The organism is Deltaproteobacteria bacterium (genome assembly GCA_028818775.1).
Taxonomy (GTDB): domain Bacteria; phylum Desulfobacterota; class Binatia; order UBA9968; family JAJDTQ01; genus JAJDTQ01.
Window position 1 is genome coordinate 1 of sequence record JAPPNE010000059.1, and the last position, 22,864, is coordinate 22,864.

The 22,864-nt window shown below is 67.7% G+C and carries 21 protein-coding genes and 1 pseudogene; 12 read left to right on the plus strand and 10 right to left on the minus strand.

The genetic code is table 11. The features are described from left to right. Both OXU42_07645 and OXU42_07650 read left to right on the plus strand, forming a co-directional pair. Positions 1-293, plus strand: a 293-nt coding sequence (locus OXU42_07645) for a hypothetical protein (GenBank protein ID MDE0029256.1), incomplete at its 5' end; no start/stop codon positions are given. A gap of 445 nt (positions 294-738) precedes the next feature. Further along, positions 739-1,686 (plus strand): alpha/beta hydrolase, encoded by a 948-nt coding sequence (locus OXU42_07650; GenBank protein MDE0029257.1) that lies wholly within the window; start codon positions 739-741, stop codon positions 1,684-1,686. Between the two features lie 192 nt (positions 1,687-1,878). Here the strand turns inward: OXU42_07650 and OXU42_07655 are convergent, their stop codons facing one another. Together OXU42_07655 and OXU42_07660 are read right to left on the minus strand one after the other, a co-directional pair. After that, complete coding sequence (locus tag OXU42_07655) at positions 1,879-3,579, minus strand: NAD-binding protein (GenBank protein MDE0029258.1); 1,701 nt, start codon at positions 3,577-3,579, stop codon at positions 1,879-1,881. Between the two features lie 65 nt (positions 3,580-3,644). Continuing rightward, positions 3,645-5,003 carry an amidase gene (locus OXU42_07660; GenBank protein ID MDE0029259.1) on the minus strand — a complete coding sequence of 453 codons (1,359 nt, stop codon included), beginning with the start codon at positions 5,001-5,003 and terminating at the stop codon, positions 3,645-3,647. Positions 5,004-5,157: 154 nt separating this feature from the next. On the opposite strand from OXU42_07660, the gene modA reads away from it, so the two are divergent. From modA to OXU42_07690, 6 genes are all read left to right on the plus strand, one after another. After that, positions 5,158-5,934 carry a molybdate ABC transporter substrate-binding protein gene (modA, locus tag OXU42_07665; protein MDE0029260.1) on the plus strand — a complete coding sequence of 259 codons (777 nt, stop codon included), beginning with the start codon at positions 5,158-5,160 and terminating at the stop codon, positions 5,932-5,934. A 7-nt stretch (positions 5,935-5,941) separates the two neighbouring features. Further along, positions 5,942-6,646 carry a molybdate ABC transporter permease subunit gene (gene modB, locus OXU42_07670; protein MDE0029261.1) on the plus strand — a complete coding sequence of 235 codons (705 nt, stop codon included), beginning with the start codon at positions 5,942-5,944 and terminating at the stop codon, positions 6,644-6,646. Further along, entirely contained in the window at positions 6,639-7,757 is a 1,119-nt protein-coding gene (modC, locus tag OXU42_07675) for a molybdenum ABC transporter ATP-binding protein (GenBank protein MDE0029262.1), read from the plus strand. Before modB ends, modC begins: the two co-directional genes overlap by 8 nt. Then, positions 7,754-8,977: an MFS transporter gene (locus OXU42_07680; protein MDE0029263.1), complete on the plus strand. Its 1,224-nt coding sequence runs from the start codon at positions 7,754-7,756 to the stop codon at positions 8,975-8,977. The genes modC and OXU42_07680 overlap by 4 nt, the downstream gene beginning before the upstream one ends. 82 nt (positions 8,978-9,059) lie before the next feature. Continuing rightward, on the plus strand, positions 9,060-10,400 hold the full coding sequence (locus OXU42_07685) for an aromatic ring-hydroxylating dioxygenase subunit alpha (GenBank protein ID MDE0029264.1): 1,341 nt from the start codon (positions 9,060-9,062) through the stop codon (positions 10,398-10,400). Next, complete coding sequence (locus OXU42_07690; GenBank protein MDE0029265.1) at positions 10,387-10,971, plus strand: 3-phenylpropionate/cinnamic acid dioxygenase subunit beta; 585 nt, start codon at positions 10,387-10,389, stop codon at positions 10,969-10,971. Before OXU42_07685 ends, OXU42_07690 begins: the two co-directional genes overlap by 14 nt. Before the next feature lie 62 nt (positions 10,972-11,033). On the opposite strand, the gene OXU42_07695 is transcribed toward OXU42_07690, so the two are convergent. The 5 genes and pseudogenes from OXU42_07695 to OXU42_07715 form a co-directional block, all read right to left on the minus strand. Next, complete coding sequence (locus OXU42_07695; GenBank protein ID MDE0029266.1) at positions 11,034-12,011, minus strand: PhnD/SsuA/transferrin family substrate-binding protein; 978 nt, start codon at positions 12,009-12,011, stop codon at positions 11,034-11,036. Between the two features lie 29 nt (positions 12,012-12,040). Next, a complete protein-coding gene (locus tag OXU42_07700) occupies positions 12,041-12,925 on the minus strand; it encodes an MBL fold metallo-hydrolase (protein ID MDE0029267.1) in 885 nt (294 codons plus the stop codon). Between the two features lie 9 nt (positions 12,926-12,934). Next, positions 12,935-13,333: a type II toxin-antitoxin system VapC family toxin gene (locus OXU42_07705; GenBank protein MDE0029268.1), complete on the minus strand. Its 399-nt coding sequence runs from the start codon at positions 13,331-13,333 to the stop codon at positions 12,935-12,937. Then, positions 13,330-13,593 (minus strand): type II toxin-antitoxin system prevent-host-death family antitoxin, encoded by a 264-nt coding sequence (locus OXU42_07710; GenBank protein MDE0029269.1) that lies wholly within the window; start codon positions 13,591-13,593, stop codon positions 13,330-13,332. Before OXU42_07710 ends, OXU42_07705 begins: the two co-directional genes overlap by 4 nt. A 66-nt stretch (positions 13,594-13,659) precedes the next feature. Beyond that, a pseudogene (locus OXU42_07715) lies at positions 13,660-14,089 on the minus strand (pyrimidine dimer DNA glycosylase/endonuclease V). Between the two features lie 214 nt (positions 14,090-14,303). Here OXU42_07715 and hpnC point away from each other — a divergent pair. From hpnC to ispH, 4 genes are all read left to right on the plus strand, one after another. Further along, positions 14,304-15,215 carry a squalene synthase HpnC gene (gene hpnC, locus OXU42_07720; GenBank protein ID MDE0029270.1) on the plus strand — a complete coding sequence of 304 codons (912 nt, stop codon included), beginning with the start codon at positions 14,304-14,306 and terminating at the stop codon, positions 15,213-15,215. Then, positions 15,202-16,086 (plus strand): presqualene diphosphate synthase HpnD, encoded by an 885-nt coding sequence (hpnD, locus tag OXU42_07725; protein MDE0029271.1) that lies wholly within the window; start codon positions 15,202-15,204, stop codon positions 16,084-16,086. The genes hpnC and hpnD overlap by 14 nt, the downstream gene beginning before the upstream one ends. 12 nt (positions 16,087-16,098) lie before the next feature. Next, entirely contained in the window at positions 16,099-17,358 is a 1,260-nt protein-coding gene (gene hpnE / locus OXU42_07730; GenBank protein ID MDE0029272.1) for a hydroxysqualene dehydroxylase HpnE, read from the plus strand. Between the two features lie 64 nt (positions 17,359-17,422). After that, positions 17,423-18,379 carry a 4-hydroxy-3-methylbut-2-enyl diphosphate reductase gene (gene ispH, locus OXU42_07735; protein ID MDE0029273.1) on the plus strand — a complete coding sequence of 319 codons (957 nt, stop codon included), beginning with the start codon at positions 17,423-17,425 and terminating at the stop codon, positions 18,377-18,379. A gap of 4 nt (positions 18,380-18,383) precedes the next feature. Here the strand turns inward: ispH and OXU42_07740 are convergent, their stop codons facing one another. The 3 genes from OXU42_07740 to OXU42_07750 all read right to left on the minus strand — a co-directional run bounded on the left by OXU42_07740 (position 18,384) and on the right by OXU42_07750 (position 22,839). Next, positions 18,384-19,625, minus strand: coding sequence for a hypothetical protein (locus tag OXU42_07740; GenBank protein ID MDE0029274.1), 1,242 nt, complete (start codon positions 19,623-19,625; stop codon positions 18,384-18,386). 113 nt (positions 19,626-19,738) lie between these two features. Then, positions 19,739-20,551: an outer membrane lipoprotein-sorting protein gene (locus OXU42_07745; protein ID MDE0029275.1), complete on the minus strand. Its 813-nt coding sequence runs from the start codon at positions 20,549-20,551 to the stop codon at positions 19,739-19,741. Continuing rightward, on the minus strand, positions 20,548-22,839 hold the full coding sequence (locus OXU42_07750; GenBank protein MDE0029276.1) for an MMPL family transporter: 2,292 nt from the start codon (positions 22,837-22,839) through the stop codon (positions 20,548-20,550). The genes OXU42_07745 and OXU42_07750 overlap by 4 nt, the downstream gene beginning before the upstream one ends. Positions 22,840-22,864: the final 25 nt, after the last annotated feature.

Below are 22,864 nucleotides of genomic sequence, written 5' to 3' on the forward strand. Positions count from 1 at the left end.
ATGTTGCGGTACTGCAGCTTGGCCATCGAAACCCTCCCCAATCGAAAGTCGTCCTGTTGTTCAAACCCTTGTCTTCGGTTCTCCGCCCGCTTGCCGGCGTTCCGCTCTTTGCCCCCGCGGGCCCGCTGCTCCTCGCGCTCTCCGTCACTCCATCCCCGGACAACCGAAGGCTTGCTCCCGAAACCCCCGAAAAACCCATGGCGAACCGTAAGCACAACGCAAGCGACCAGCTTGAAACGCCTGTCTATTCAAGCGTACCAAAGTCCGCTTTGCAAGAGGCGTCCGTTATTTGAAAACATACCATAATAACAGTCAGTTAGCCCATGATGTCGACAGGTGGCTGCGGATGAGGTCTCGTGTCGGAGTGTGGCGAAATTTACGAAAACAGTTGTTTGTGAAGGTGCCGCCGACGTCGACTCCGACCATGTATCGACCTCGGAAATCACTCATAAGTGGCTGATATATATTGGTTGTTTGGCAAATCCTTGGAACAAGTTAACCCTGAAGCGCTGTGGACTGCTTTCCATCGGAGAAGCGTCTCTACGTGTACAGGTTCAACTGACCCCCAGGTAAGGAACAACTAAAGGGGAAGGTGCCCAACTGTAATGGCCGAGCCGTTTCGATTCAAGCAATCGGCCGGGTCGTCAAGAACGGCGCTTTAACCTCGCTGGTTGGAGGTGCTATATTTGGCCAGCCAAATGTCCTGGAACTGGTCGACGAAGACGACGGAGTAGATGGTTGGCTACGACCCTGGAGGCTCGGCAGGAAACAGTCGGATTCGTCCTGCCCGAGCCCGCCGCAACCCTCGATCTCATGATGGACGACGGCGCGCCGATACGCATCGTGCGTCATGGCGCCCCGTCCGGGCCGCGTGTCGTGCTGAGCCACGGAGCCGGCTTTGCGAGCGATTCCTACTTCCCGTTCTGGCGGCTGATGCTGGAGCGTTTCGACCTTGCCCTGTTCGATTTTCGCAACTGCGGGCGAAACCCGTTCCACGCGGGGGAGACGCACCACTATCCTCAATTCGCGCGCGACAGCACGGCGGTGCATTGCGCGATCGCCGGGGAATGGGGCGAGAAGACCACTATCGGCGTCTTTCACTCCATGTCCGCGATCACGGCCCTGCTCGCGGTCGTCGAAGGCGTCTGGCACTGGGATGCGCTGGTGCTGTTCGACCCGCCGATGGTGCCGCCGGAAGGCAGTCCGCTGCGCGGCCCGAGGATTACCGCGGGCGAGGTGCAGCGCGACGCCAACCTGATCCGCCAGAACCGGTTCCGGAATCCCGAGGAACTGGCTGAGGTATTCCGTTACCTGAACCAGTTCCGGCGCCTGCGGAAGGGGGTGGCGGAACTCAACGCACGCTCAGTGATGCGCTTCGATCCCGCATGCGGAGATTGGCTGCTCTGTTGCCCCGGCCCGGTCGAAGCCGGTCTCTATACCGACGTCACCGAGCTGCCGATCTGGCGGAAGCCCGGCCCGCCGGCGCGCCCGCTCCTGATCGTCGGCTCCGACCCGGAGCCCGAGGACGCAGCGAAGACCGCGTCCTGCTGCAAGCTGTTCTGCGAGACGTTCGGCATCGATTACGCCGTCGTGCCCGATACCAGCCACCTCCTGCAGCTCGAGGAACCTGAACAGTGCTTCGCTCTGTTCAGCCGCTTCCTCGCCGACAACGGGATCGGCGCATGACGGGCCGCGATGACGCCAAGGCCGTTCGTCATCGACCTTACCAATGCCCGGGAAGGATCTCGGCCATCGCGAAGGCATGAGGTTTGTGTCCGGCATAACGATAACGGCGCTCTTGCACACTAACATTTACGGAATTAGCTAAGCCCCTGACGGCCTTGACCCGTTGCGTGGGTTTTTCGCGTACTCCCGCTCTCACCCGAAATCCCGCGAGAACGCCTGGCGCTGCTCGGTGTTTCCGAGCATGATCAGTTCGCTGCCCTTGTGGAGGGAGGTGGAGGGCGGTGGGTTGGTGACGACGACGCCGTTCTGCTGCACGCCGACGACGGTGAGCCCGGTGCGCTCGGCCACGGCGGCGGCGCCCAGGTCCCGGCCGACGAGACGGGGCGGCGCGGGAACGACGAACAGTTCCACGCCTTCGCCGATGACCAACAGTTCCTGTCCGTGGAGTTGGGCGAAGATGTCCTCCACGCCCTGGGAGGTGTAGCTCAGGGCGAAGTCGGCGCCGGCCCGGTATATGGCCTCGAGGTTGCGCGGGTGCGTGAGGCGGCTGAGGATGAGGACCTCGGGATTGAGGCGCCGGCAAAAGACCGCCAGGTAGATGTTCGTGGCGTCGTCGCTGCTGGACAGCACTACCGCGGGCGTATCGTTCAGACCGGCCTCCATCAGCAGGTCCCGGTCGGCGGCGTCGCCGATGAAGAGCCGGCTGGGAATCTCGCCGATGCGCGCCCGCAGGGCCTCGTTGCGCTCGATGAGGTGCACGTCCACGTCCTTGCGCCGGATGGCCCGGGAGGTGGCGCGTCCGACCTTGCCGCCGCCGATCACCAGCACCGGGTGGTAGTTGATGTCGTAGATGACCAGCAGCAGGTTCAGCTCCAGGATCTGCTGCTCGGTGCCCGCCACCATGAGCAGGCTGGCATGGGACAGGTACGTGTCGGGCCGCGCCGGCAGGAGCTTGCCGCGCTCCCAGACGCTGACGATCTCCACGCCGGTGGCTTCGCGGATCTGCGTTTCACGGATGGTGCGGCCGGCGAACGGGGTGTTGTGCACGGCGAACTCGGCGATGCGCAGGTTGCGGATGCCGCCGATGACGTGCACCTCGGCGTGGCCGGCGTTGACGCGGTTGGCCAGGCGTGCCGCAAGCTGCTGGTGCAGCGGCAGCACGTGGCTGCAGCCGCTCAGTTCCAGCACGTCGATGGAGTCCTCCGCTTCCGCCGTGGCGACGATGGGAACGCTGGGGGCCACGTCCCGGGCGGTGATGGTGATGTTGGTGTTCACCGCGTCGCCCAGGTTGGCGAGAATGAGGCGCGCGCGTGGCGCCCGCAGGCTTATGTAGGTCTCCCGGCTGTCGACGTCGCCGGTGATGACCGACAGGCCCTCGCGATGCTTGCGCGCGGCCTCGGCGGGGTCCGGCTCGATGAGTTGGTAGGCGATATCGTACAACGCCAGCCGCTCGATGAGACCGATGGCGAGCGCGTCGTAGCCGCAGATGATGACGTGCCCCGCCAGGTCCTCCGGCACCTGGCGCGGCGCGCGGCCGCGTATCTGGGCTTCCAGCCAAGGCCCGTAGAATGAACGGATCAGTGTGAACGGCAGCAGGATCAGCAGCAGGATGATGCCCGACAAGAGGACCAGGATGCTGAAGATTTTCCCGACGTCGCTGTGGAAGACGATGTCGCCGAACCCCAGGGTGCTCATGACGGTCAGGGTCCAGTAGAAACCGGTGATCCAGGAGTAGTCCCTGCCTTCCAGGCCGACCATGATGACGTGGAAGAGGATGGTATAGACGACGATGGTGCCGACGAGTATTGCCAGAAACTTGAGCAGCACGCCCAGGTTGCGGCGGGTTTCCGGTGCCTCCAGGAAGGAGTAGATGAGGCTGACCAGGACTTTCACGACAAGGCCTTGTGATCGCGAAGTGTTTCAGGACTCCTCTTGCACATGAGGAAGGCGGACGCGCTTCAGCCTTCCGCCAACCAGCGCCCGATGCCCACGAGCTCCCAGTCCTTGCGGTAGTAGCCGAGGAGCTGTACCCCCAGCGGCATGGCGTCGAGCGCCAGCAGCGGCAGGTTCAGGGTGGGAACGCCCACCACCGAAGAGAGCTCGCCGTAGATCGAGTTGCCCACCGGCATTCCCACCGGCGCGGCGTCCACCGAGTTGAGGGTGACGAATGCGTCGGCGCGGCCCGCCATGGCCTCCCACTGCCGGCGGAAGTCCCGGCACCAGTCCAGCGCTCCGGCGTAGTCCGCGGAGGTCAGTCCCCGGCCCACCTCCACCCGTTCCAGCACCCGCTCGCTCAAGAGCTCCGGGCAGCGGTCGGCATACAGCGCCAGCGGGTAGCGCCCCTCGTAGGTGAGCATCAGCAGGATGACCTCCGGCAGCTCCCGGAGCTTGTGCTCGACGGCTTCCACCTCCGGGTCGTCGGCGCGGCCCGCCACCGCCACCCCCCTGGAGCGCAGCTCTTCGACGTATCCTTCGAAGACCGCCTTGGTTTCATCCAGGGTCGCGTCCCATCCGGCGGTCTCGAGCCGCACCACGCGCCGGGGCTTGCTCGCGGGCGGCAGCGAGGGCTCGCCGTTGAGGCTCGGATGGCCGGGGTCCCCGCCGGCGGTGTGCGAGATGTACCAGGCCGTGCCCCACATGTCCTCCAGGCTGCCGGCGAGGATACCCAGGTGGGCCAGGCTCGGCGCCGAGGGAAATCCCCCCAAGGTGTTGAGGGCGCCGTAGGAGGCCTTAATGGCGTAGGTGCCGCAGTAGGCCGCCGGCCGCAGCACCGAGCCGCGCACCTGCGTGCCCGTGGCCGCCGGCACCATGCGCGCGCCCACCGCGGCGGCGCTGCCGCTGGAGGAGCCCCCGGGGGTGCGCGACACGTCCCAGGGGTTGCGCGTCGGACCGGGCGCGGCGAAGGCGAACTCCGTGGTCACGGTCTTGCCCAGGATGAGCGCGCCGCCCTTGCGCAGGGCGTGGACCGCGGCGCCGTCCCAGCCGGACTGCCAGCCCTCCAGCACCGGGCTGCCCACCTCCATGGGCATGTCCTCGGTCTCGTGCACGTCCTTGATGGCCATGGGCATGCCGTCCACCGCGGACAGGGGCCGTCCCTCCTTGTAGCGCGCCGTGGCCGCGTCCGCCGCCTCGCGCGCGCCCTCCACGTTCATGCGCACGAAGGCTTTGACTTCCGGCTCCAGCGCTTCGATGGTTTCCAGGCAGCGCTCCAGATACGCACGGGGGGTGTCGCTGCCGTCGAGAAACGCAGGGACCGCGGCGGCGTAGCACAACAGGTTGGCGGTCTTGGGGTCGTAGGGAACTTTGCGTCCAGCCATGGGGTCCTTTCAGGGTTGCCGGGCAGCGGAGGAGTTTGCTCGCGAACAGCTTGGTGCGTCGCCTTGCCCCGGAACGCGTCGAACCTTGGCATTATAGACAACAAAATGCCAAGAAAAAAAGATGAATATGGAAAGCACCAAAGCCCCGAATCGAATGACGATTCGAACGCTCCGGGTGCTCGCCGGAGTGTGGATCCTGGTGGCGGCCTGCGGCGCGCCGGCCGCGGCGGCGGAACGCCTGCTCGTGTTCGCGGCGGGCAGCCTCCAGGGTGCGGTGGACGAGGTGGCGCGGGCCTACGAGCGGGCGGGCGGGGCGCGGGTGGCGGTGTCCTATGCGGCGAGTTCCGTCCTGGCGCGGCAGATCGAGCAGGGCGCCGCGGCGGACGTCTACATCTCGGCCAGTCCCAAGTGGATGGACCGGCTGGAGCGCGGGCGCTGGCTGCGCCCGGGGACCCGCGGCAACCTCCTCGGCAACCGGCTGGTGCTGGTGGCGCCGGCGGACCGCGCCGCCCCGGTGACGATCCATACCGGCTTCCCCCTGGCGCGCATCCTCGACGGCGGGCGGCTGGCCATGGGCGATCCGTCCTACGTCCCCGCGGGGGTCTACGCCAAGGCGGCGCTGAAGACCTTCGGCGTCTGGCGGACCGTGGCGGACCGGCTCGCCGGCACCCCGGACGTGCGCCGGGCGCTGGCGCTGGTGGCGCGGGGCGAGGCGCCCTACGGCATCGTCTACGCCACCGACGCACAGGCGGATCCGAGAGTCGCGGTGGTGGGGGTCTTCCCCGAGCACTCCCATCCGTCCATCGACTATTCAGCGGCCATCCCCGCCGCCAGCATCCACCCCGAGGCGGAACGTCTCCTGGGTTTCCTGTGGTCGCCCAAGGCTGGAGCGGCATTCGCGGCCCACGGCTTCGCGGTGCGGGAGCCCTAGCGCCCTCATGTGGTCCCTGAGCCCAGCGGAAGTCGAGGCGCTCGGCCTGAGCGTGCGCGTCGCCGCCTGGAGCACGGCGGCGGGCCTTCCACTGGCGGTGGCGGCGGCCCACGTGCTGGCGCGCCGCGACTTCTGGGGCAAGGAGGTCCTGAACGCCCTGCTGCACATGCCGCTGGTGCTGCCGCCGGTGGTGACCGGGTACCTGCTGCTCCTGCTGCTGGGGCGACGGGGCTTTGTGGGCGCGTGGCTCGAGCAGACTTTCGGTCTGGTGTTCGCCTTTCGCTGGACCGGCGCGGTGGTGGCCGCGGCGGTGGTGGCCTTCCCCTTGATGGTGCGGCCCATCCGCCTCAGCCTGGAGGCCGTCGACCCGCGCCTGGAGGCCGCCGCCAAAACCCTTGGGGCCAACCGCTTCTGGGCTTGGCTAACGGTGACGCTGCCCTTGAGCCTGCCGGGGATCGTGGTGGGCGCCATCCTCGGCTTCACCCGGAGCCTCGGGGAGTTCGGCGCCACGGTCACGTTCGTGTCGAACATCCCCGGCGAGACCCAGACCCTGTCCCTGGCGGTCTATTCCGCGCTCCAGGTGCCCGGCGGAGAGCCGGGCGCCATGCGCCTCACCGTCATCATCGTTGTGGTCACCATCGTAGCGCTGGTAGCGTCGGAGATGCTGGGGCGCTACGTCGCGCGCAGGACCCGGGGGTACGCGAGTGCTTGAAGTGGACGTCGAGCGCCGCCTCGGGGACTTCCGCATCGAGGCCCGGTTCCGCAGCGAACGCGGGGTCACGGCCCTGTTCGGCCGCTCCGGCGCCGGCAAGACGTCCATCGTGAACATGGTGAGCGGGCTCCTGAGGCCCGACCGCGGGCGCATCGCGGTGGACGGCCACGTGCTCTTCGACAGCGTCGCGGGCGTCGACCTGCCGCCGTGGAAGCGGCGCCTCGGCTACGTTTTCCAGGAAGGACGCCTGTTCCCCCACTTGACCGTGCGCCGGAACCTGCTCTACGGCCGGCGCTTCGCCCCCGCCGCCGAGCGCTACCTGGCCATGGAGCAGGCGGTCGAGTTGCTGGACCTGGGCGCCCTGCTGAGGCGCCGCCCGTTGTCGCTATCGGGCGGCGAGAAGCAGCGCGTGGCCATGGGGCGGGCGCTCCTGAGCAGCCCGCGGGCGCTCTTGATGGACGAGCCTCTGGCGTCCCTCGACGTGCTCATGAAACGGGAGATCCTGCCCTACATCGAGCGCCTCGACGAGATGGGCATTCCCATCCTCTACGTGAGCCATTCCCTCGACGAGGTGTCGCGGCTGGCGCGCAACCTCGTGCTGGTGTCCGCGGGCCGGGTCACGGCGTCCGGCGAAGTGGACGAGATCCTCAACCGGCTGGACCTGTGGTCGCCGGAGGACGAGACCGAAACCGGCACCATGCTCACCACACGGGTCGCGCGCCACGACGCCGAGGGCGGCATCACGCACCTCGAATTCCGCGGCGGCGAGCTGCGGGTGCCGCTGGCGGACATCCCGGAAGGGGTTGCGGTGCGCGTGTGGATCCGCGCGCGGGACGTGGGCGTGGCCACGGAGCGGCCGCGCGGACTGAGCCTGCGCAACGTGCTCCGGGGGACCCTGGTGGAGATAGGCGAGGGCGGCGCCGGCCCGGTGACGGAGCTGAGGCTGCGTATCGGCGACACCACGCTCACCGCGCTCGTGACCCGGGGGGCGGTGCGCGAGCTGGCGCTGGCGCCCGGCCAGGAGGTCTACGCCCTCATCAAGAGCGCCAACCTCGACCGGCGCCAACTCAGCCTGGTGGCGGCGATGGCCGGGCCGGGGAGCCCGCTTTGAACAGCGCATCTCGAAGCACCTTCTCGTCCCTGCGCAACCGCGACTTCCGGTATTTGTGGGCCGGCACCTGTTTCCTGAGCGGCGGGCTGTGGATCCAGCAGGTGACCCTGGGCTGGGCCACCTACGAGATGACCGGGTCGTCGATCCTGCTGGGGGCGATCAACGGCCTGCGCTTCGTGCCCTTTCTCATCTTCAGCCCGCTGGCCGGGGTGGCCGCGGACCGCACGGACCGGCGCCGGCTCATGATGACCACGCAGTGGTGCATTCTGCTCACGGCCCTGGGCATGGGCCTGGTGGTGAGCCTGGGGCTGCTGGAGGTGTGGCACCTGTTCGCCTTCACGCTGGTGACCGGCGTGGTGTGGTCCTTCAGTGAACCCGTGCGCCAGGCGCTCATCCCCGACGTGGTGCCGCGGGCGGAGCTGATGAACGCCGTGGCCCTCAACTCCGCGGCCTTCAACTTCACCAAGATCATCGGCCCCAGCGTGGGCGGGGTGCTCATCGTCGCGTTCGGGCTGGCGGGGAACTTCTACATCCAGAGCGCAACCTATCTGTTCGTGCTGTGGATGATCTACCGGATGCACGTGCCCGTGCGGATCAGCGAGGCGGCGGGCTCGTCGGTGTTGAGCAACCTGCGCGAGGGCATCCGCTACGTGTGGGCGGAACCGGTGGTGTTCGCGGTCATGGCCACGGCCATGATCCCGCGTCTCTTCGCCATGCCCTACCAGGCGCTCCTGCCCATCTTCCAGAAGGACGTGCTGCAGGTGGGCGCGGACGGCCTGGGTCTCATGATGGCGGCGCCGGGCCTCGGCGCCATGCTGGCCATGCTGAGCGTCGCTCATTTCGCCAGCAGGGTGAGCCGGCCGGGGCTCCTGATGCTCGCGGCGCTGGTGCTGCAAGGGATCTTCCTCGCCCTGTTCGCGCTGGTGCACACGCTGCCGCTGGCGCTGCTGACCCTGGTCATCGTCGGCGGATTCCAGGTGCTGTTCATGTCGGTCTCCAACATGGTGCTGCACATGACCGTGCCGGACCAACTGCGCGGCCGGGTCATGAGCATCTACATGCTCGACCGCGGCATCACCCCGGCCGGAGCCTTGCTCGCCGGCATCAGCGCGCACTTCGTCGGCGCCCCCTACACCGTGATGGGCATGGGCGCCCTCGTGCTCGCGCTGGCCGCCGTGGTGATCCTGTTCCTGCCGAGCCTGCGCAAGGTGCGGGCCTGATCCCGTATCCAGTCCCGTACGGGGGGTGGCGGCCAGGCGAATCCTTGACAACCCGCGGCTTCCGCTGTTTCCTTTGGACAGGATGACGCGACACAACGGCACGTGGGTCGATCTCGACCGGGGCATCGTCAGCCGGGAGATCTTCGTCGACGAGGACATCTATCGCTCCGAGCTGGAGCGGATCTTCGCGCGCGCGTGGCTCTTCGTGGGCCACGAGAGCCAGGTCCCCGAGGCCGGCGACTTCTTCCTTTCGCGCATGGGGGACGAGTCGGTCATTCTGACGCGCGACCCGCAGGGGCGCATCCACGTGCTGCTCAACACCTGCCGGCACCGGGGCATGAAAGTGTGCCGCTACGACCAGGGCAACACGTCGGTGTTCACCTGCCCGTATCACGGTTGGAGCTACTCCACCGACGGCGGCCTGGTGAAGACGCCCGGGGACCTCTACGGCGTGCCGCAGTACCGCGCGGGCTACGACGAACAGCTCGACAAGGCCGAGTGGGGGCTTATCCACGCGGCGCGGATGGAGGTCTACAAGGGCACCGTCTGGGCCAATTGGGACGCGTCCGCGCCGTCCTTCGAGGAGTACCTGGGGGGCATGCGCCTGTACCTGGACGCGCTGCTGGATGCGCGGGACGGCGGCGCGGGCGGCTCGGAGGTGCTCGGCGGCGTGGTCAAGTGGCGCATGCCGTGCAACTGGAAGTTCGCCGCCGAGAACTTCGCCTGGGACACTTATCACAGCCCCACCACCCACAAGTCCGCCGAGATCGCCGGCGTCGGGCCGGGGGGCGAGGGCCAGGAGCGGCACGGCTCGACGCACCGGAACCAGGCCAGGCGGTTCACCAGCGGGTTGATGGCGTTTCCCGCCCTCGGCCACGCCACCATCACCGGGCCGCCGGAGGTGGGCGCCGAGGCGTGGTTTCCCGAGTTCCCCAACGATCCGGTGGTGGCGGAGTACTTCAAGGAGGTGGAGGCCAGGCGGCGGGAGCGGCAGAAGGGCAAGGTCACCGTGACCCCGGGCAACGGCAGCATCTTCCCCAACACCTCGTTCCATCCTTGGTTCCCGCGCACCATGGTGGTGTGGCATCCGCTGGGCGCGGGCCGGACCGAGGCGTGGCGCTGGTACCTGGTGGACCGGGACGCCCCCTGGGAGGTCAAGGACCTGCTGCGCCGTTACTACATGCGCTTTTCCGGCCCGGCGGGCATGGTGGAGTCCGACGACATGGACAACTGGATCTACGCCACCGAGGCCAGCCGGGGCACCATCGCGCGCCGCTACCCTTACCACTACGGCATGGGGCTGGGGTTCGCGCAGCCCGTGGAGAACCTGCCCGACGCGGTGACCGTCAAGGCGTCCTTTTCCGAGGAAGGCGCCCGGGCGTTCTACCGGCGCTGGTCGGAGTTGATGAGTGACCAGCCGTAAGGCCACGCTGGCGGGAAAGGTGGCTCCGGCCCCGGACGGCGCCGGGCTTGCCTACCTGCTGCTGGCGCAGGAGGTGCACGAGTTCCTGTGCGCCGAGGCGGACCTGCTGGACGAGCGCCGCTACGAGGAGTGGCTGGAACTCCTGACCGACGACGTCTCCTACTGGGCGCCCATGCGCCGGAACGTCCAGTTCGGCCACTGGGACACGGAGAACACGCGCCAGGGCCGGGACATGAACTGGTTCGACGAGGGCAAGAGCACCCTTCGGCTGCGCATCAAGCAGATCACCTCCGGAGTCCACTGGGTGGAGGAGCCCGCGCCGCGGGTCTCCCGGCTGATCACCAACGTCCACGGCCTCCGGGCCACGCCGAGCCTGGAAGAACCCGAGGAAGTCAGCGTCAAGTACCGCGTCCTGATCTACCGCAACAAGCTCGAGGACAGCACCGACGTCTTCGCCGGCAAGCGCGACGACGTGCTGCGCAAGGTGGACGGCCGGTGGAAGATATGCAAGCGCGTCATGCTGCTGGACCAAAGCGTGCTGCTCTCCGCCACCATGCCGTTCGTGCTGTAGGGCGCCATCGTTGCCCGTTTTCCGGCGCATTCGAAGAGAGACGCTCCGACCCGCGGGCTCCGTCAGACGTCGATGAAGAGTTCGCGAAGGTCGGGCCTGTGCGAGATGAGGCCTTGGGCCAGGGAGTAATCCAGGAACTTCTCCAGGCCCTTGCGGTTGGCCTCCAGGCCGTGGGGCCAGGGGTCGGAGCCGAGGACTTCCGCGGTGCCGTCGACGTACTCGGAGAACCACGGCAGCACCCCGGCCGTGCTGACCCGCTCCAGCCGCTTGAAGAAGGCTTCCTTCTCCTTCCTGAGCACCCGCTCCACCTTGCGCGCGATCCCGAGCCCCTTCTCCAGGTGCTTCTCCCTGATGGCCATCAGGTGCATGAGCGGGATGACGCCGTGCCTGCGGAAGTATTCTTTCTCCCGTTCCACGGCGTCGGGGAAGAGGCAGCGCACGGCGCCGTCGGGCACCGGCGGCCTGGTCAGGTGCGCGTAGATCACCGCGTCGAGTTTCTTCTCCAGGAGCCAGTCGAAGAGCCGCGCTTCCCCGCCCGCGTTCTCCACCTTGCCGGCGAGTTCCCGGGGCAGCCTGACGCGCTCCACCCGTCCGGTGACCCAGCGGATGTCCTCCGGCCTGACGCCGTAGTCGTCCTCAAGGATGCCGCGAATCCACACCGCCGCGGTCATGTGATAGTCCGGCACCCCCACACGCTTGCCCTTGAGCTGCTCCCCGCTCACCAGCTTGCTGTCCGCGCGCACGAACAGCGCCGAGTGGCGAAAACGCCGGGACGTGAAGATGGGGAATGCCTTGTAGGCGCGCCAGCCCCGCTCCCGCATGATGGTGTAGCTCGACAGCGACAACTCCGTGACATCGTAGCGCGGCGACCGCAGCACCCGCCGGAACAGCTTGTTCGGCGGGTCCACGTAATGCCAGCGAATGTCCAGCCCGTACGCCTGGTGGCGCCCGCTCGTGAGCGCGCCGAAGAACGGGTAGTCATTGCTGGCCAGGGTGAGGGAGATGGGACGGGAATCGTTCCGTGATGGTTTGTCGGCCAAGTCCTTCTCCTTCCGGGACGGGCGTATGTTCAGGCCGGCGAAGTGTACGGCCTGCACCGCACCTCGTCGCCGATGTCGAACCGCATCAGGTCTTCGCCCAGCACCAGCGGTCCGGCGTAGGTCGCGCGGGTGGCCGGGACCAGGTCGGCGTCGGTGGCTTCGCCGAAGAGGAGGATGTGGTTGTAGACGGCGAGCCGGGGGCGGGTGCGCGCGAACACCTTGCCGGCGTCTTCCGGGGTGGTGTGGTTGCGGCGGATGCGTTCCAGGTTGGCGCGCTCCAGGCCTCCGCCCATGCCGTGAGTGACCTCGTGAACCAGGAGGTCGACGTCCTGCGAGTGCGCCATGAGGTTCTCATTGAAGGTGGTGTCGCCGGACAGGACCGCGGAGCGGCCGTTGAAGTCGATGCGGTAGCCGAAGGCGTCGAGCTGCTCGCCGCCGTGATCGACCTCGAAGGCGGTGACGCGGATGCCGTCCGAGTCGAAGACGACGCCCTCCTCGATCTCGGTGGATTCGAGCTTCACGCCGTCGGCGTTGTAGCTGTGGCTGCGCACTCGGATGTCGGTGGCGAAGGCTAAGGGGAGGTGCTCGGCCATTTGGTTCGTGCCCTCGGGTCCCCAGACCTTGAGCGGCACGGTGCGCCGGCCCCAGGGCCGGCCGATCCAGCCGGTGAGCCAGAGATCCGCGAAACCCACCACGTGGTCCGAGTGGTGGTGGGTGAGGAACATGCCCGTGATGTCGCCGAAGGGAAGCCCGAGCTGGTGCAGGCGTTGCAGCGCGCCGCGTCCGGCGTCGAACAAGAGCTTCTCGCCCCCTGCCTCCACGAGCGTGCTCGGCCCGAAACGGTCGAGCACGGGCGGCGGCGCACCCGTGCCCAGAAGGGTCACGCGAAAGAGATCATCGAATTCGTCTGCCATGCAGGCTCCCTACCGGTCTGCCCGGATACGGCTTAGCGGGCCTGACCAGCCGAGGATGCGGCGGTCGGCGGTGACAAGGCGGTGACCTTCCAGTGCCGTGGCGACGATCATGCGGTCCGCGGGATCGGCATGGAACTCGGGAAGACCAATGGCGCGGACGGCGATGGATCCATTGACCGCGATTTCTACTATGCCCTGGTCGAGCAGCTCGCGACGCCAGTGGGCGACGTCTTCAGGGAATCGAATCCGTCCCTTTTGTTGAAGCAACGCGATTTCCCAGAACGAAATCGCCGAGACGGCGACCTCCTCCGACGCCCATGCGCGGTCGATTTCCACTCGGGCATTGCCCCCGAGTCGGTCTTCATCCAATCTGGTCCAAAGGATGACGTGCGTATCCAGGACAATCACGAATCGCCGCTCCACGTCTTGCCCTTATCGGCCTCCCACTCCACATTGATGGGCTCGATAATGTCACCGATTATCTCAATTCTCCCCCTGTCGATGCCGAACAGGCTCTTGGGTCGTTCCCGGTAGGGCACCAGCCGCGAGACCGGACGGCCGTTCTTGGTGATGACGATCTCATAGCCGCCCTCGGCGACATCATCCATCAGCTTCAGACACTTCGCCTTGAACTCGGACGCCTTGATCGTCAGGGTTGTCTCGGCCATGGATCGCTCAACCTCCTTCAAGGTAGCCAGGGGTTCCTGTATTTGACCATGGTGCTGACCATGGTATCAAGGTGCTTCCCACTCCGCAATGCCGCCGGGGACCACGTGAAACAGCGGGTGCGGCAGGGGGGAGGTTTCCGCGAGCAATTCCTCGTGCCGTCGGGGTGAGCGCCTGCTCAGCTTGTCCATCAGATGGCGCCACTCGAACTCCATCTGGCCCTGCGGCACGTTGATCTGTCGGGACGTGCGGCGGCGCGCGATTCGACGTCGATCGAACCGGTAGCCGCGCGCCGCCGATTCCGCATGGACGATCCGCAGGTACTGGGCGATGGAGGACAAGGGGGGCGGGGTGCTGGCGAAAACGGAGCAACTGCGGATGGTTGCGGTATCCGGCGGTCGTCCCTGCCAGGACGGCCTGAGCGAGGAGCGCTTCCCGCCACAAGGCGACGAGCCCGCGTGCGTCGAGGTACCTCGGATGGAGACTCCACAAGCGCATGTCATCAGCATCACATCGGATCCGTCCCGGAGCAAGATGGGTCAGGAACCTTCGTATCGTGACGCGGGACAACGGCAGGTCAATGAGACGCGGTACCCGTATGTTCATATGGTCCGGAACGGCGGTTTCGTGGTAGCCTGATCGGCAGGGCGAACGGGATTTGATGGAGGTCGTTCGCCGAAACCAGTACCCCACGATGAATACGTCGGTGTCCATGGAAACGCCGTCCGGCAAGGCCGCGGCGGATGAGAATTTTCCGGTGGGCTCGTGGCTCTTGCCGGCGCGCCTGCGCCCGCACATCGCCACCTTCTACGCCTACGCCCGGGCCATCGACGACATCGCCGACAACCCGGCCCTGTCGCCCGGCGACAAGATCGCGCGCCTCGACGGTTTCGCCAACGCGGTCACCGGCGCCGGTGCCTCGGAGCCGGCTTTCGGCAAGGCGCACGCCATCCGTCGCAGCCTGGCCGAGACCGGCGTGACGCCCCGGCACTGCGTGGACCTGACCCGGGCGTTCAAGCAGGACGCGGTCAAGCTGCGCTATGACGACTGGGACGATCTCATGGGTTACTGCGACCTGTCGGCGGCGCCGGTGGGCCGCTACCTGGTGGACCTGCATGGCGAGTCGCCGGCGGCCTACCCCGCCTCCGATGCCCTGTGCAACGCCCTCCAGGTGCTCAACCACCTCCAGGACTGCGGCGAGGACTACAAGGCGCTGAACCGGGTCTACCTGCCGCGTGACTGGATGTCGGCCGCGGGAGCCGATGTAGGAGCCCTGGCGCATGGGGGCGCCGGCGCCCCCATGCGGCGGGTGTTGGACCGCTGCCTCGACCACACGGACCGGCTTCTGGAAACCGCGGACGCGCTGCCCGGCCACCTGCGCAACCTGCGTTTCGCCATGGAAGCCGCGGTCATTGTCGCCATCGCCTGGAGGCTCAGCGCGGAACTGCGCCGGCGCGATCCGCTGGCCGAACGGGTGGTGTTGACCAAGGTCCAGTACGCGGCGTGTTGCGCGCGCGGCATCGGCCGGGTGCTGTTCGAGCGGGCCTTGCGACGCAACCGCGGGCCGGGACCGCCTCGTGCCGGCACGCGCGGCGGCGAGGATGCGTCGAATGGCGGAAGGTAGGCGCACGGCGGGCTCGGCAGCCCCGGGGGAACGTGCCACGGAGCCGTGGACCCACGTTCACCGGGTTGTGGCGCGCTCGGGCACGTCGTTCCTGTGGGGCATGCGGGTGCTGCCGGCGGAGCGGCGCCGCGCCATGTACGCCATCTACGCATTTTGTCGCGAAGTAGACGACGTGGCCGACGAGCCTGGGGACAGCGCGGAGAAGAAGCGCGGATTGGCGGCGTGGCGTGAAGAGATCGCGCGGCTCTACGCGGGCGAGCCGCGGTGGCTTACGACAAGGGCGCTGTTGCAGCCCGTGCAGCGCTACGATTTGCCGCGGGAGGAGTTCCTCGCTGTTATCGACGGCGTCGAGACCGACACGGCGCCGGCGGTCAGGATGGGGACCCTGGATGACCTGCTGCGCTATTGCCGCAGGGTGGCGGGTGCCGTGGGGATGCTGTCCATACACGCGTTCGGCGTGCCTCGGGACCCTGGATACCAGATTGCCGAGACTCTCGGGAACGCCGTGCAACTCACCAACATCCTGCGCGACGTGAAGGAAGACGCGGCCAACGGACGTCTCTACGTCCCCCTGGACCTGATGCGGCGGCACGGCGTGCCGGAGAGTCCCCTGAGCGCGGTGTGCGACCAGCCGGGGTTCGTCGCGGCGTGTGCGGAGCTGGCGGGGATGGCGCGCGACCACTACGCCGGTACCGAACGGCTGCTGGCCCCGCTCGGGCGGCGCCAAGTCCGCCCCATCGTACTCATGATGGCGGTCTATCGCGAGACGCTCCGGCTCCTGGAAGACCGTGGCTGGACGCGCATGGACCGGTCCGTGCGGCTTGGCCGGGCGCGCAAACTGTGGGTCGCGTTGCGCTACGGCCTTCTCTGAGCGCCTTCTTTCGTGGCCCGGACCTATGTCATCGGCGCCGGTCTGGCCGGCCTTTCCGCCGCGGTTTCACTGGCGCGGGCGGGGCGCGCGGTGACCCTGTGCGAAGCCAGCGGGCAGGCCGGCGGGCGCTGCCGGTCCTACTTCGATGACAGGCTCGGTTGCGCCATCGACAACGGCAACCACCTGCTGCTCACCGGCAACCGCTCCACCATGAGTTACCTGGAGGCCATCGACGCCGCCGAGGAGTTGGTGGGGCCTGCTTCGGCCTGCTTCCCGTTCCTGGACCTCCGCAGCGGCGAGCGCTGGCGCCTGCGCCCCAACGCCGGCCCGCTGCCCTGGTGGATTCTCGACCCGCGCCGGCGCGTGCCCGGCACGCGCGCATTGGAGTACCTCTCCGGCCTCCGTATCGCGCTGGCGGGTGCGGACCGCACCGTGACCGATTGCGTGGGCGATCATGGTTCCCTGTTCGAGAGGTTCTGGGAACCGCTGGCCGTGGCCGCGCTGAACAGCCCGGTGCGGGCCGGCGCCGCGCGTCTGCTGTGGCCGGTTTTGCGTGAGACCTTCGGCAGGGGAGAGGCCGCCTGCCGGCCGCGCATCGCCCGGACCGGGCTCTCCGGGACGTTCGTGGACCCGGCGCTGGAGCTGCTGTGCCGGCGTGGCGCCGCCGTCCGGTTCGGCACCCGGTTGCGCGCCATCGCCGGCGAGGGCGGCGCGGCGCGGGGCTTGGATTTCGGCACCGAAGCGGTGGCCTTGAAAGACGGCGACAGCGTCGTCCTGGCGCTGCCGCCGCAGGTCGCGGCGAGCCTGGTGCCGGACCTCGCCGTCCCCGAGGAGAGCCACGCCATCGTCAACGCCCACTTCCGCCTGTCGGAACGCGGTGGCCTGCCTGAAGACCTGCCGTTCCTCGGGCTCATCGGCGGGACGGCCCAATGGCTGTTCGTCCGCGGCGATGTCGCGTCCATCACCATCAGCGCGGCCGACGGCATGGTCGACGAGGACGCCGACGCCATCGCCCGCAAGACGTGGCGCGACGTCGCCGCCGCCCTGGGGCGCCCGCCGCGGCCGCTGCCGCGGTACCGGGTCGTCAAGGAGAAGCGGGCGACGTTCGCGCAGACGCCGGCGCAGGTGAAACGCCGTCCGGGCACGCGCGGCCGTTTCGCCAACGTGTACCTGGCGGGGGACTGGATCGACACCGGGCTGCCCGCGACCATCGAGAGCGCCGTCCGCTCCGGCCACATGGCGGCGCGCGCCATCGATGGGGGCGTTCCGTAGCGGCCGGAAACATTGACCCTTGGGTGCCGCTGTTGCATAGTGAGTCAGAGAGGAAGGAATTCCAGTGGCGAAACGACCCTTGCGTGTCATCCTGGCGCGGCCGCGTGGTTTCTGCGCCGGCGTGGTCCGAGCGGTGGACATCGTCGAGCGTGCGCTCGAGATCTACGGCGCTCCGGTCTACGTGCGGCACGAGATCGTCCACAACAAGCACGTGGTGGACGGCTTGCGCGAGAAGGGCGCGGTCTTCGTCGAGAAGGTCTCGGACATCCCGAAGGGCGCGGTCACCGTGTTCAGCGCCCACGGCGTCGCTCGCAAGGTGGAGGATGCCGCCGACGCCCGCGCCTTGCAGGTGATCGACGCCACCTGCCCGCTGGTGAGCAAGGTCCACGTGGAGGCGCAGCGCTACGCGCGCCAGGACTATGAGGTGGTGCTCATCGGCCACGCCGGCCACCCGGAAGTCGAGGGCACCATGGGGCAGGTGCCGGGCACGGTTCACCTGGTGTCCAATCTGGCGGACGTGGCGGAGCTTCGGCCCGCCGACCCGGCCAAGCTCTCCTACGTGACGCAGACCACCCTTAGCGTGGACGACACCCGTGAGATCATCGCGGCGCTGAAGTCCCGTTTCCCCGAAATCCTCGGCCCGGACGTGAAGGACATCTGCTACGCGACCCAGAACCGGCAGAGCGCGGTGCGGCTTCTGGCGGCCGAGTCCGACGTGATCCTGGTCATCGGCGCGGACTACAGCTCCAACTCGAACCGGCTGCGGGAGATCGGCGAGGAGGTCGGAACCGTCAGCTACCTCATTCCGGACGCCGCCGGCCTCGACCCGGCCTGGCTGGAAGGCGCCGAGTCCGTTGGGGTCACCGCCGGCGCCTCGGCCCCCGAGGACTTGGTGCAGGGACTGGTGGACCGGCTCCGCGAAGGGTTCGACGTCACCCTGACGAGCCTCGACGGCATCGACGAGAACGTCACCTTCAAGCTGCCGCGGGAACTGACCGTCGAGTCGCCCTCTCCGGCGTGAGGGGTCAAAAATGGTAGGTCACGCCCATCTCGACGAAGCTGTCGCGCCGGGTCTGGGAGAGGTTCGAATCGTTGTTGTCCACGGCGACGAAGAAGGTTCCCGCGACCTCCAGTGACCACCGGTCGGTCAACCGCCGGGTCAGCTCAAGGCCCAGCGAGCGTGAAGCATACTCGAGGTCCCACAGTACGCTCACGGTTATCTGGGTGCCCTCCACGTCGTTCAGACCCAGCCGGAGGCCGGCGAAGGCTTCGTTGTTGAAGACGTTGGGGGCGTCGTCACCGCGGCCGTCGTAGGTCCATTCCACCAGCAGCCCCAGGTCCGCGTTCGAGTCGAAGACCGCGTTGAACGTGTATTCGCCGCCCGCCACGAAGGCCGCGTAGTCCTCTTTCTGTCCCAGCCCGTTCGATGCGCCGGCGCGGTGGATGACCTCGAGCTTCAGCAGCCAGGACTCGATGGTGAGTTGGGCGTCCACGCCGAACTGCCGGATCTGCTCGTAGTGCGGAAACAGCGATGGTTCACCGTTTGCCAGCAATGGCAGGCCATTCCGGTCCAGCAGCACGCGCAGGCTGGGCTCCCGGCTGGTGCCTTCGAAGACGCTCAGGCCGAGATCGAGGGGGCCGGCGCTCCGGCTGTACCGGGCCGCGAGGTCCACGTGCCACTCCTTGGCCGCGCTCTCGTAGGTGACATGCTCGTCGTCCACCACGAACCGTGAACGCAGCCGGCCCGACCGGCCCGGGAAGGTACGCTGCCGGTGATACGGCAGGGCGAACAACTCCAGCGCGCCCCACTCGCCGGCCCAGGTGAGATGTGCCATGAGCTGGCCGAGCTTGCTCTCTTCGTTGGGGTGCTCGACCAGGTCGGTCTGGTTGACGATGTCCACCAAGTGGCGCGATTCGGCGACTCCCCAGAACACGCGGTCGACGCCGAGGCGCAGCTCCCATTCCCCTTCGCCGGCCTCGCCGTAGATCAGGAAATAGCCCTCGCGCAGGTCGGCATGGGTACGGCCCCGGTCCCCGGCATCGTAGCGAAAGAACGGCTTTACCGTGAGGCTGCGCCCCTCGTCGTCCTCAACGTAGAGCTTCGGCTCGACCACGAACCCGGAGTTATGGGAATCCTGGCCGGGATGGGCGTTGTCCTGGTAGAACCACCGGCCTTCCGCGGCAATGCGACCGGACAGTTCGCTGTGGGCGATCTCAAGGGCGGCGGCCACTCCCGCGGCAAGGAACGTCGCGGCAAACCAGACCATGATCAGGGCCGCCGCGAGCCGGCATCGGCCGGAGGTATGGCGCGGCGCCGTTGCAAACCCGCCCGGGTCTCGACGACGCGGGGACGAGGGGTTCGCCGGCGATGGAGCGTGCATCAACGGATCCGTTTCAGCCCCGTCCGGGAGAAGTCGCGGTCATCGAGATCGGTGCCGAACTTGAAATCGGCCCATTCGAGCACCGTGCTCTTGCCGGTGAGGTGATTGACCATGGTCATCAGGCCGGCCTGCCAGTAACGGCCCAGATACTGCTCGTACTTCTCCAGCGTGAGGGTCTTCAGGTGCGCGTTCTTGCGGTCGAAGTACTCCACCTTCCAAACCCGCAGCTCGTCCTTGTCCTGCCACACGAGCTGCCGTTTGTAGCCGGACCGCTTCTCGGTCGGGAACCGCTCGGAGAGCGTGCACGTCAGCTTGCCGCAGGGCTCGTCGCGCAGGTACTTGTAGGTGAACCGCTCCACCTCCTGGACGCTCATGTCCTCGTAGGCGAACTCGCTGCCCATGAAGGAGCCGGAGCGGTTGGAAGAGCTGATGCGCTTCACCCGCTTGAGCGCCGGCAGGTAGAGCCACTGGTCGTCCGCCTTGGTGAGGTGGCCGTGGATCAGGAACGCCGTGCCCTTCACGTCCCGCGGCTGGTCGAACACGAACAGGCTCTTGTCGCCGTCGCCGTCCACCTCCAGGACCTTGATGCGGACCTGGCGCACGCTTTCCTGCCCCTGCTTGTTGCGCAGGGTCATGGTCTGGCGCGCGGTGAAGTTGCCGAAGCCCTTCCCGCGCGCGCGGGCTTCCTTGGCGATGCGGAGCCCCTTCTCCTCCGGAGTCTCCGAATGCGCCGCCGGCGGTCCCGCGAGACCCGCCAGCAAGGCCAAGCAGGGCAGGAACGACACCCATCGAAGAGGCGGAACGTGAATCATGCTTCCCTCCGGTCAAGGGCCATCAACAGAATCGGTAAAAGCAGAAAATCGCCCGCCAGTGCAAACAGAATCGTGCTGGTCACCATGAGGCCGAGGGCCCAGCTCACCTCGAATCCCGATGACGCGAACACCAGGAAGCCGGCGGCCAGCACCGCGGTGGTGACCCACAGCGCGTGCCCCACGGAGCGGAAGACGTAGCGCACCGCCTCGGGGGCCGCGAGGCCTTCCCGGCGGGCCTTGAGATACTTGCTGAGGAAGTGGATCGTGTCGTCCACCACGATGCCGAAGGAGATGGCGACCATCACCGAGGCCGCCAGTCCCACCTCGCCCACGAGCCAGCCCCACAGGCCGAAGGTCATGATGGCGGGAATGAAGTTGGGCACGAGGCTGATGAGGCCCAGCCGCACGCTTCTGAAGACTCCGATGAGAATCAGCGAGATGAGCGCCATGGCGACGATGGTGCCTCGCAGCATGCTCTCGATGTTGCGCCGGGACAAGTGGGCGAAGACCACGGTGAGGCCGGTGGCCTCGGTGGCGAGTTGCGGGGCGTTGGCGCGGAGCCAGGCAGCCCCGCGCGCATCGAGTTCGCGGTGTTCGCTTGACGACGAGCTGGTGACCACGACGGTCATGCGCGTGGCGGACTTGCCCACGTCGATGCGGTCGTTCAGGTCGCTGCCGAACGGCAGCGACAGCTCGTAGAGCAGCAGGTACTGCGCGGCGAGCTTGGGATCGTCCGGCAGCCGGTAGAATGCCGGGTCGTCGTTGTGCATGTTCTTGTTCAGGCGCTTCATGATGTCCGGAAACGCCTGCACGTGGCTCACCTCGGGCTGGCCGCGGAACCACTCGGCGAAGGCATCCACCTCCCGCAGGTAGGCCGGATCGGTGATGCCGCCGTCCCGTTCCGCCTTGAGCGAGTACTCCAGCGTGTTCAGGCTGGTGAGGTTGTCGACCACGAAGTCCGTGTGGCGCCGGAACTCGTAGCGGTGGTCGAAGTACCGGGTCCAGTTGTCGGTGAGGTGGATGCGGGGGACGCCGGTGGCCAGCGCCGCCGCCGCGAGAAGGACGGTCCACAGCAGCACCCGGCGGCGCGCCACCACGAAGGCGCCGAGCCGGTCGAAGAACGGCAGGCTCTCGGCGCGGGCGCGGGGCGCGCGCAGGGGCAGGAGGGAAAGCGTCGCCGGCAGCAGCGTCACGGCGTAGAGGAAGGCGCACCCCACGCCGAACGCCACGAAGTTGCCGAGCACGTGGAAGGGCGGCGAATCCGAGGAGTTCAGGCTGAGGAAGCCGATGGCCGTGGTGGCGGCGGTCAGGAAGACGGGATAGACGTCGGCCCTGAGCGCCTCGGCGATGGCTTCGTCCTTGCCGAGCCCGCGGCTCATGCCCAACAGGGTGGCGGCGACGATGTGCACCGAATTCGCCACGGATATGGCCATGACGATGATCGGTACGCCGGCGTTGGCGGGGCTGAACACCGCGCCCATCCAGCCGGCGAACCCCATTGTGGTGTTGACCGAAAACACGAGCACCAGGACCAGGGACACCGTGCCCCAGACCGAGCGCAGCAGCAGCGCCGCGCCGGTGACGATGATCAGGAACACCACCGGGGCCAGGGTCCCCAGGTCGTCTTCGGTGGCTTGGGCGAAGGCGCGGTTCATGACCACGAGGCCGGTGAGGTAGTAGTCGACGTCCGGATGGCCGGCGCGGGCCTTTCCCAGCACGTTCCGGAGGTAGTCGGTAATCTCGATCACCGCCGGGTCCGAGTCCTCCGGCAGCACGAAGGTGATGACCAGCCCCGCCACCCGGCCGTCGCGGGACACCAGGCGCTCGGCGATCTCGGGGGAGCTCAAGGCGATCTTCTCGACCCGCGCCACGTCCGCGTCGCTCAGGGACGAGGCGTCCTCCACCAGCGGCCCGACGATCAGGTCGTCTCCGTCGGCCTCGCTGTGGGTATAGTTGGTGAGGGAATCGACACGGGTGGAATGGGGCGCCTCCCACGCCGCGGCGGTGAGCTCTTCGATGGCGCCCAGGACCTCGCGGGTGAACACCGTGCCCGCTCGCGGAGCCACGGCGATGAGCGCGGAGTTGGCGGCGGAGTAGGTGTTCTCCAGGGCGTCGAAGGCCTCGAGCTGCGGATTGTCCTCGCCGAAGAGGACGCGGTGCTCGTTCTTGACCACGACATGGGGCACGCCGGCGCTCAGCGCCAGCATGACCAGCGTGGCGAGCCCGGCCACCAGCCACCGGTGCCGCAGGACGGCGGCAATGTACGCGTCCAAGGAGAGTCGGTTCATGAGTTGGAGCGTTTATCGGACGGAC

What these genes read in the sequence shown, in the direction of transcription:
- modB (MDE0029261.1), top strand. Translation starts at nt 5,942, where the DNA reads ATGTGGTCCCTGAGCCCAGCGGAAGTCGAGGCGCTCGGCCTGAGCGTG.
- OXU42_07750 (MDE0029276.1), bottom strand. Translation starts at nt 22,839, where the DNA reads ATGAACCGACTCTCCTTGGACGCGTACATTGCCGCCGTCCTGCGGCAC.
- modA (MDE0029260.1), top strand. Translation starts at nt 5,158, where the DNA reads ATGACGATTCGAACGCTCCGGGTGCTCGCCGGAGTGTGGATCCTGGTG.
- OXU42_07700 (MDE0029267.1), bottom strand. Translation starts at nt 12,925, where the DNA reads ATGGCAGACGAATTCGATGATCTCTTTCGCGTGACCCTTCTGGGCACG.
- OXU42_07660 (MDE0029259.1), bottom strand. Translation starts at nt 5,003, where the DNA reads ATGGCTGGACGCAAAGTTCCCTACGACCCCAAGACCGCCAACCTGTTG.
- OXU42_07710 (MDE0029269.1), bottom strand. Translation starts at nt 13,593, where the DNA reads ATGGCCGAGACAACCCTGACGATCAAGGCGTCCGAGTTCAAGGCGAAG.
- hpnC (MDE0029270.1), top strand. Translation starts at nt 14,304, where the DNA reads ATGGAAACGCCGTCCGGCAAGGCCGCGGCGGATGAGAATTTTCCGGTG.
- OXU42_07740 (MDE0029274.1), bottom strand. Translation starts at nt 19,625, where the DNA reads ATGGTCTGGTTTGCCGCGACGTTCCTTGCCGCGGGAGTGGCCGCCGCC.
- OXU42_07745 (MDE0029275.1), bottom strand. Translation starts at nt 20,551, where the DNA reads ATGATTCACGTTCCGCCTCTTCGATGGGTGTCGTTCCTGCCCTGCTTG.
- OXU42_07685 (MDE0029264.1), top strand. Translation starts at nt 9,060, where the DNA reads ATGACGCGACACAACGGCACGTGGGTCGATCTCGACCGGGGCATCGTC.
- hpnD (MDE0029271.1), top strand. Translation starts at nt 15,202, where the DNA reads ATGGCGGAAGGTAGGCGCACGGCGGGCTCGGCAGCCCCGGGGGAACGT.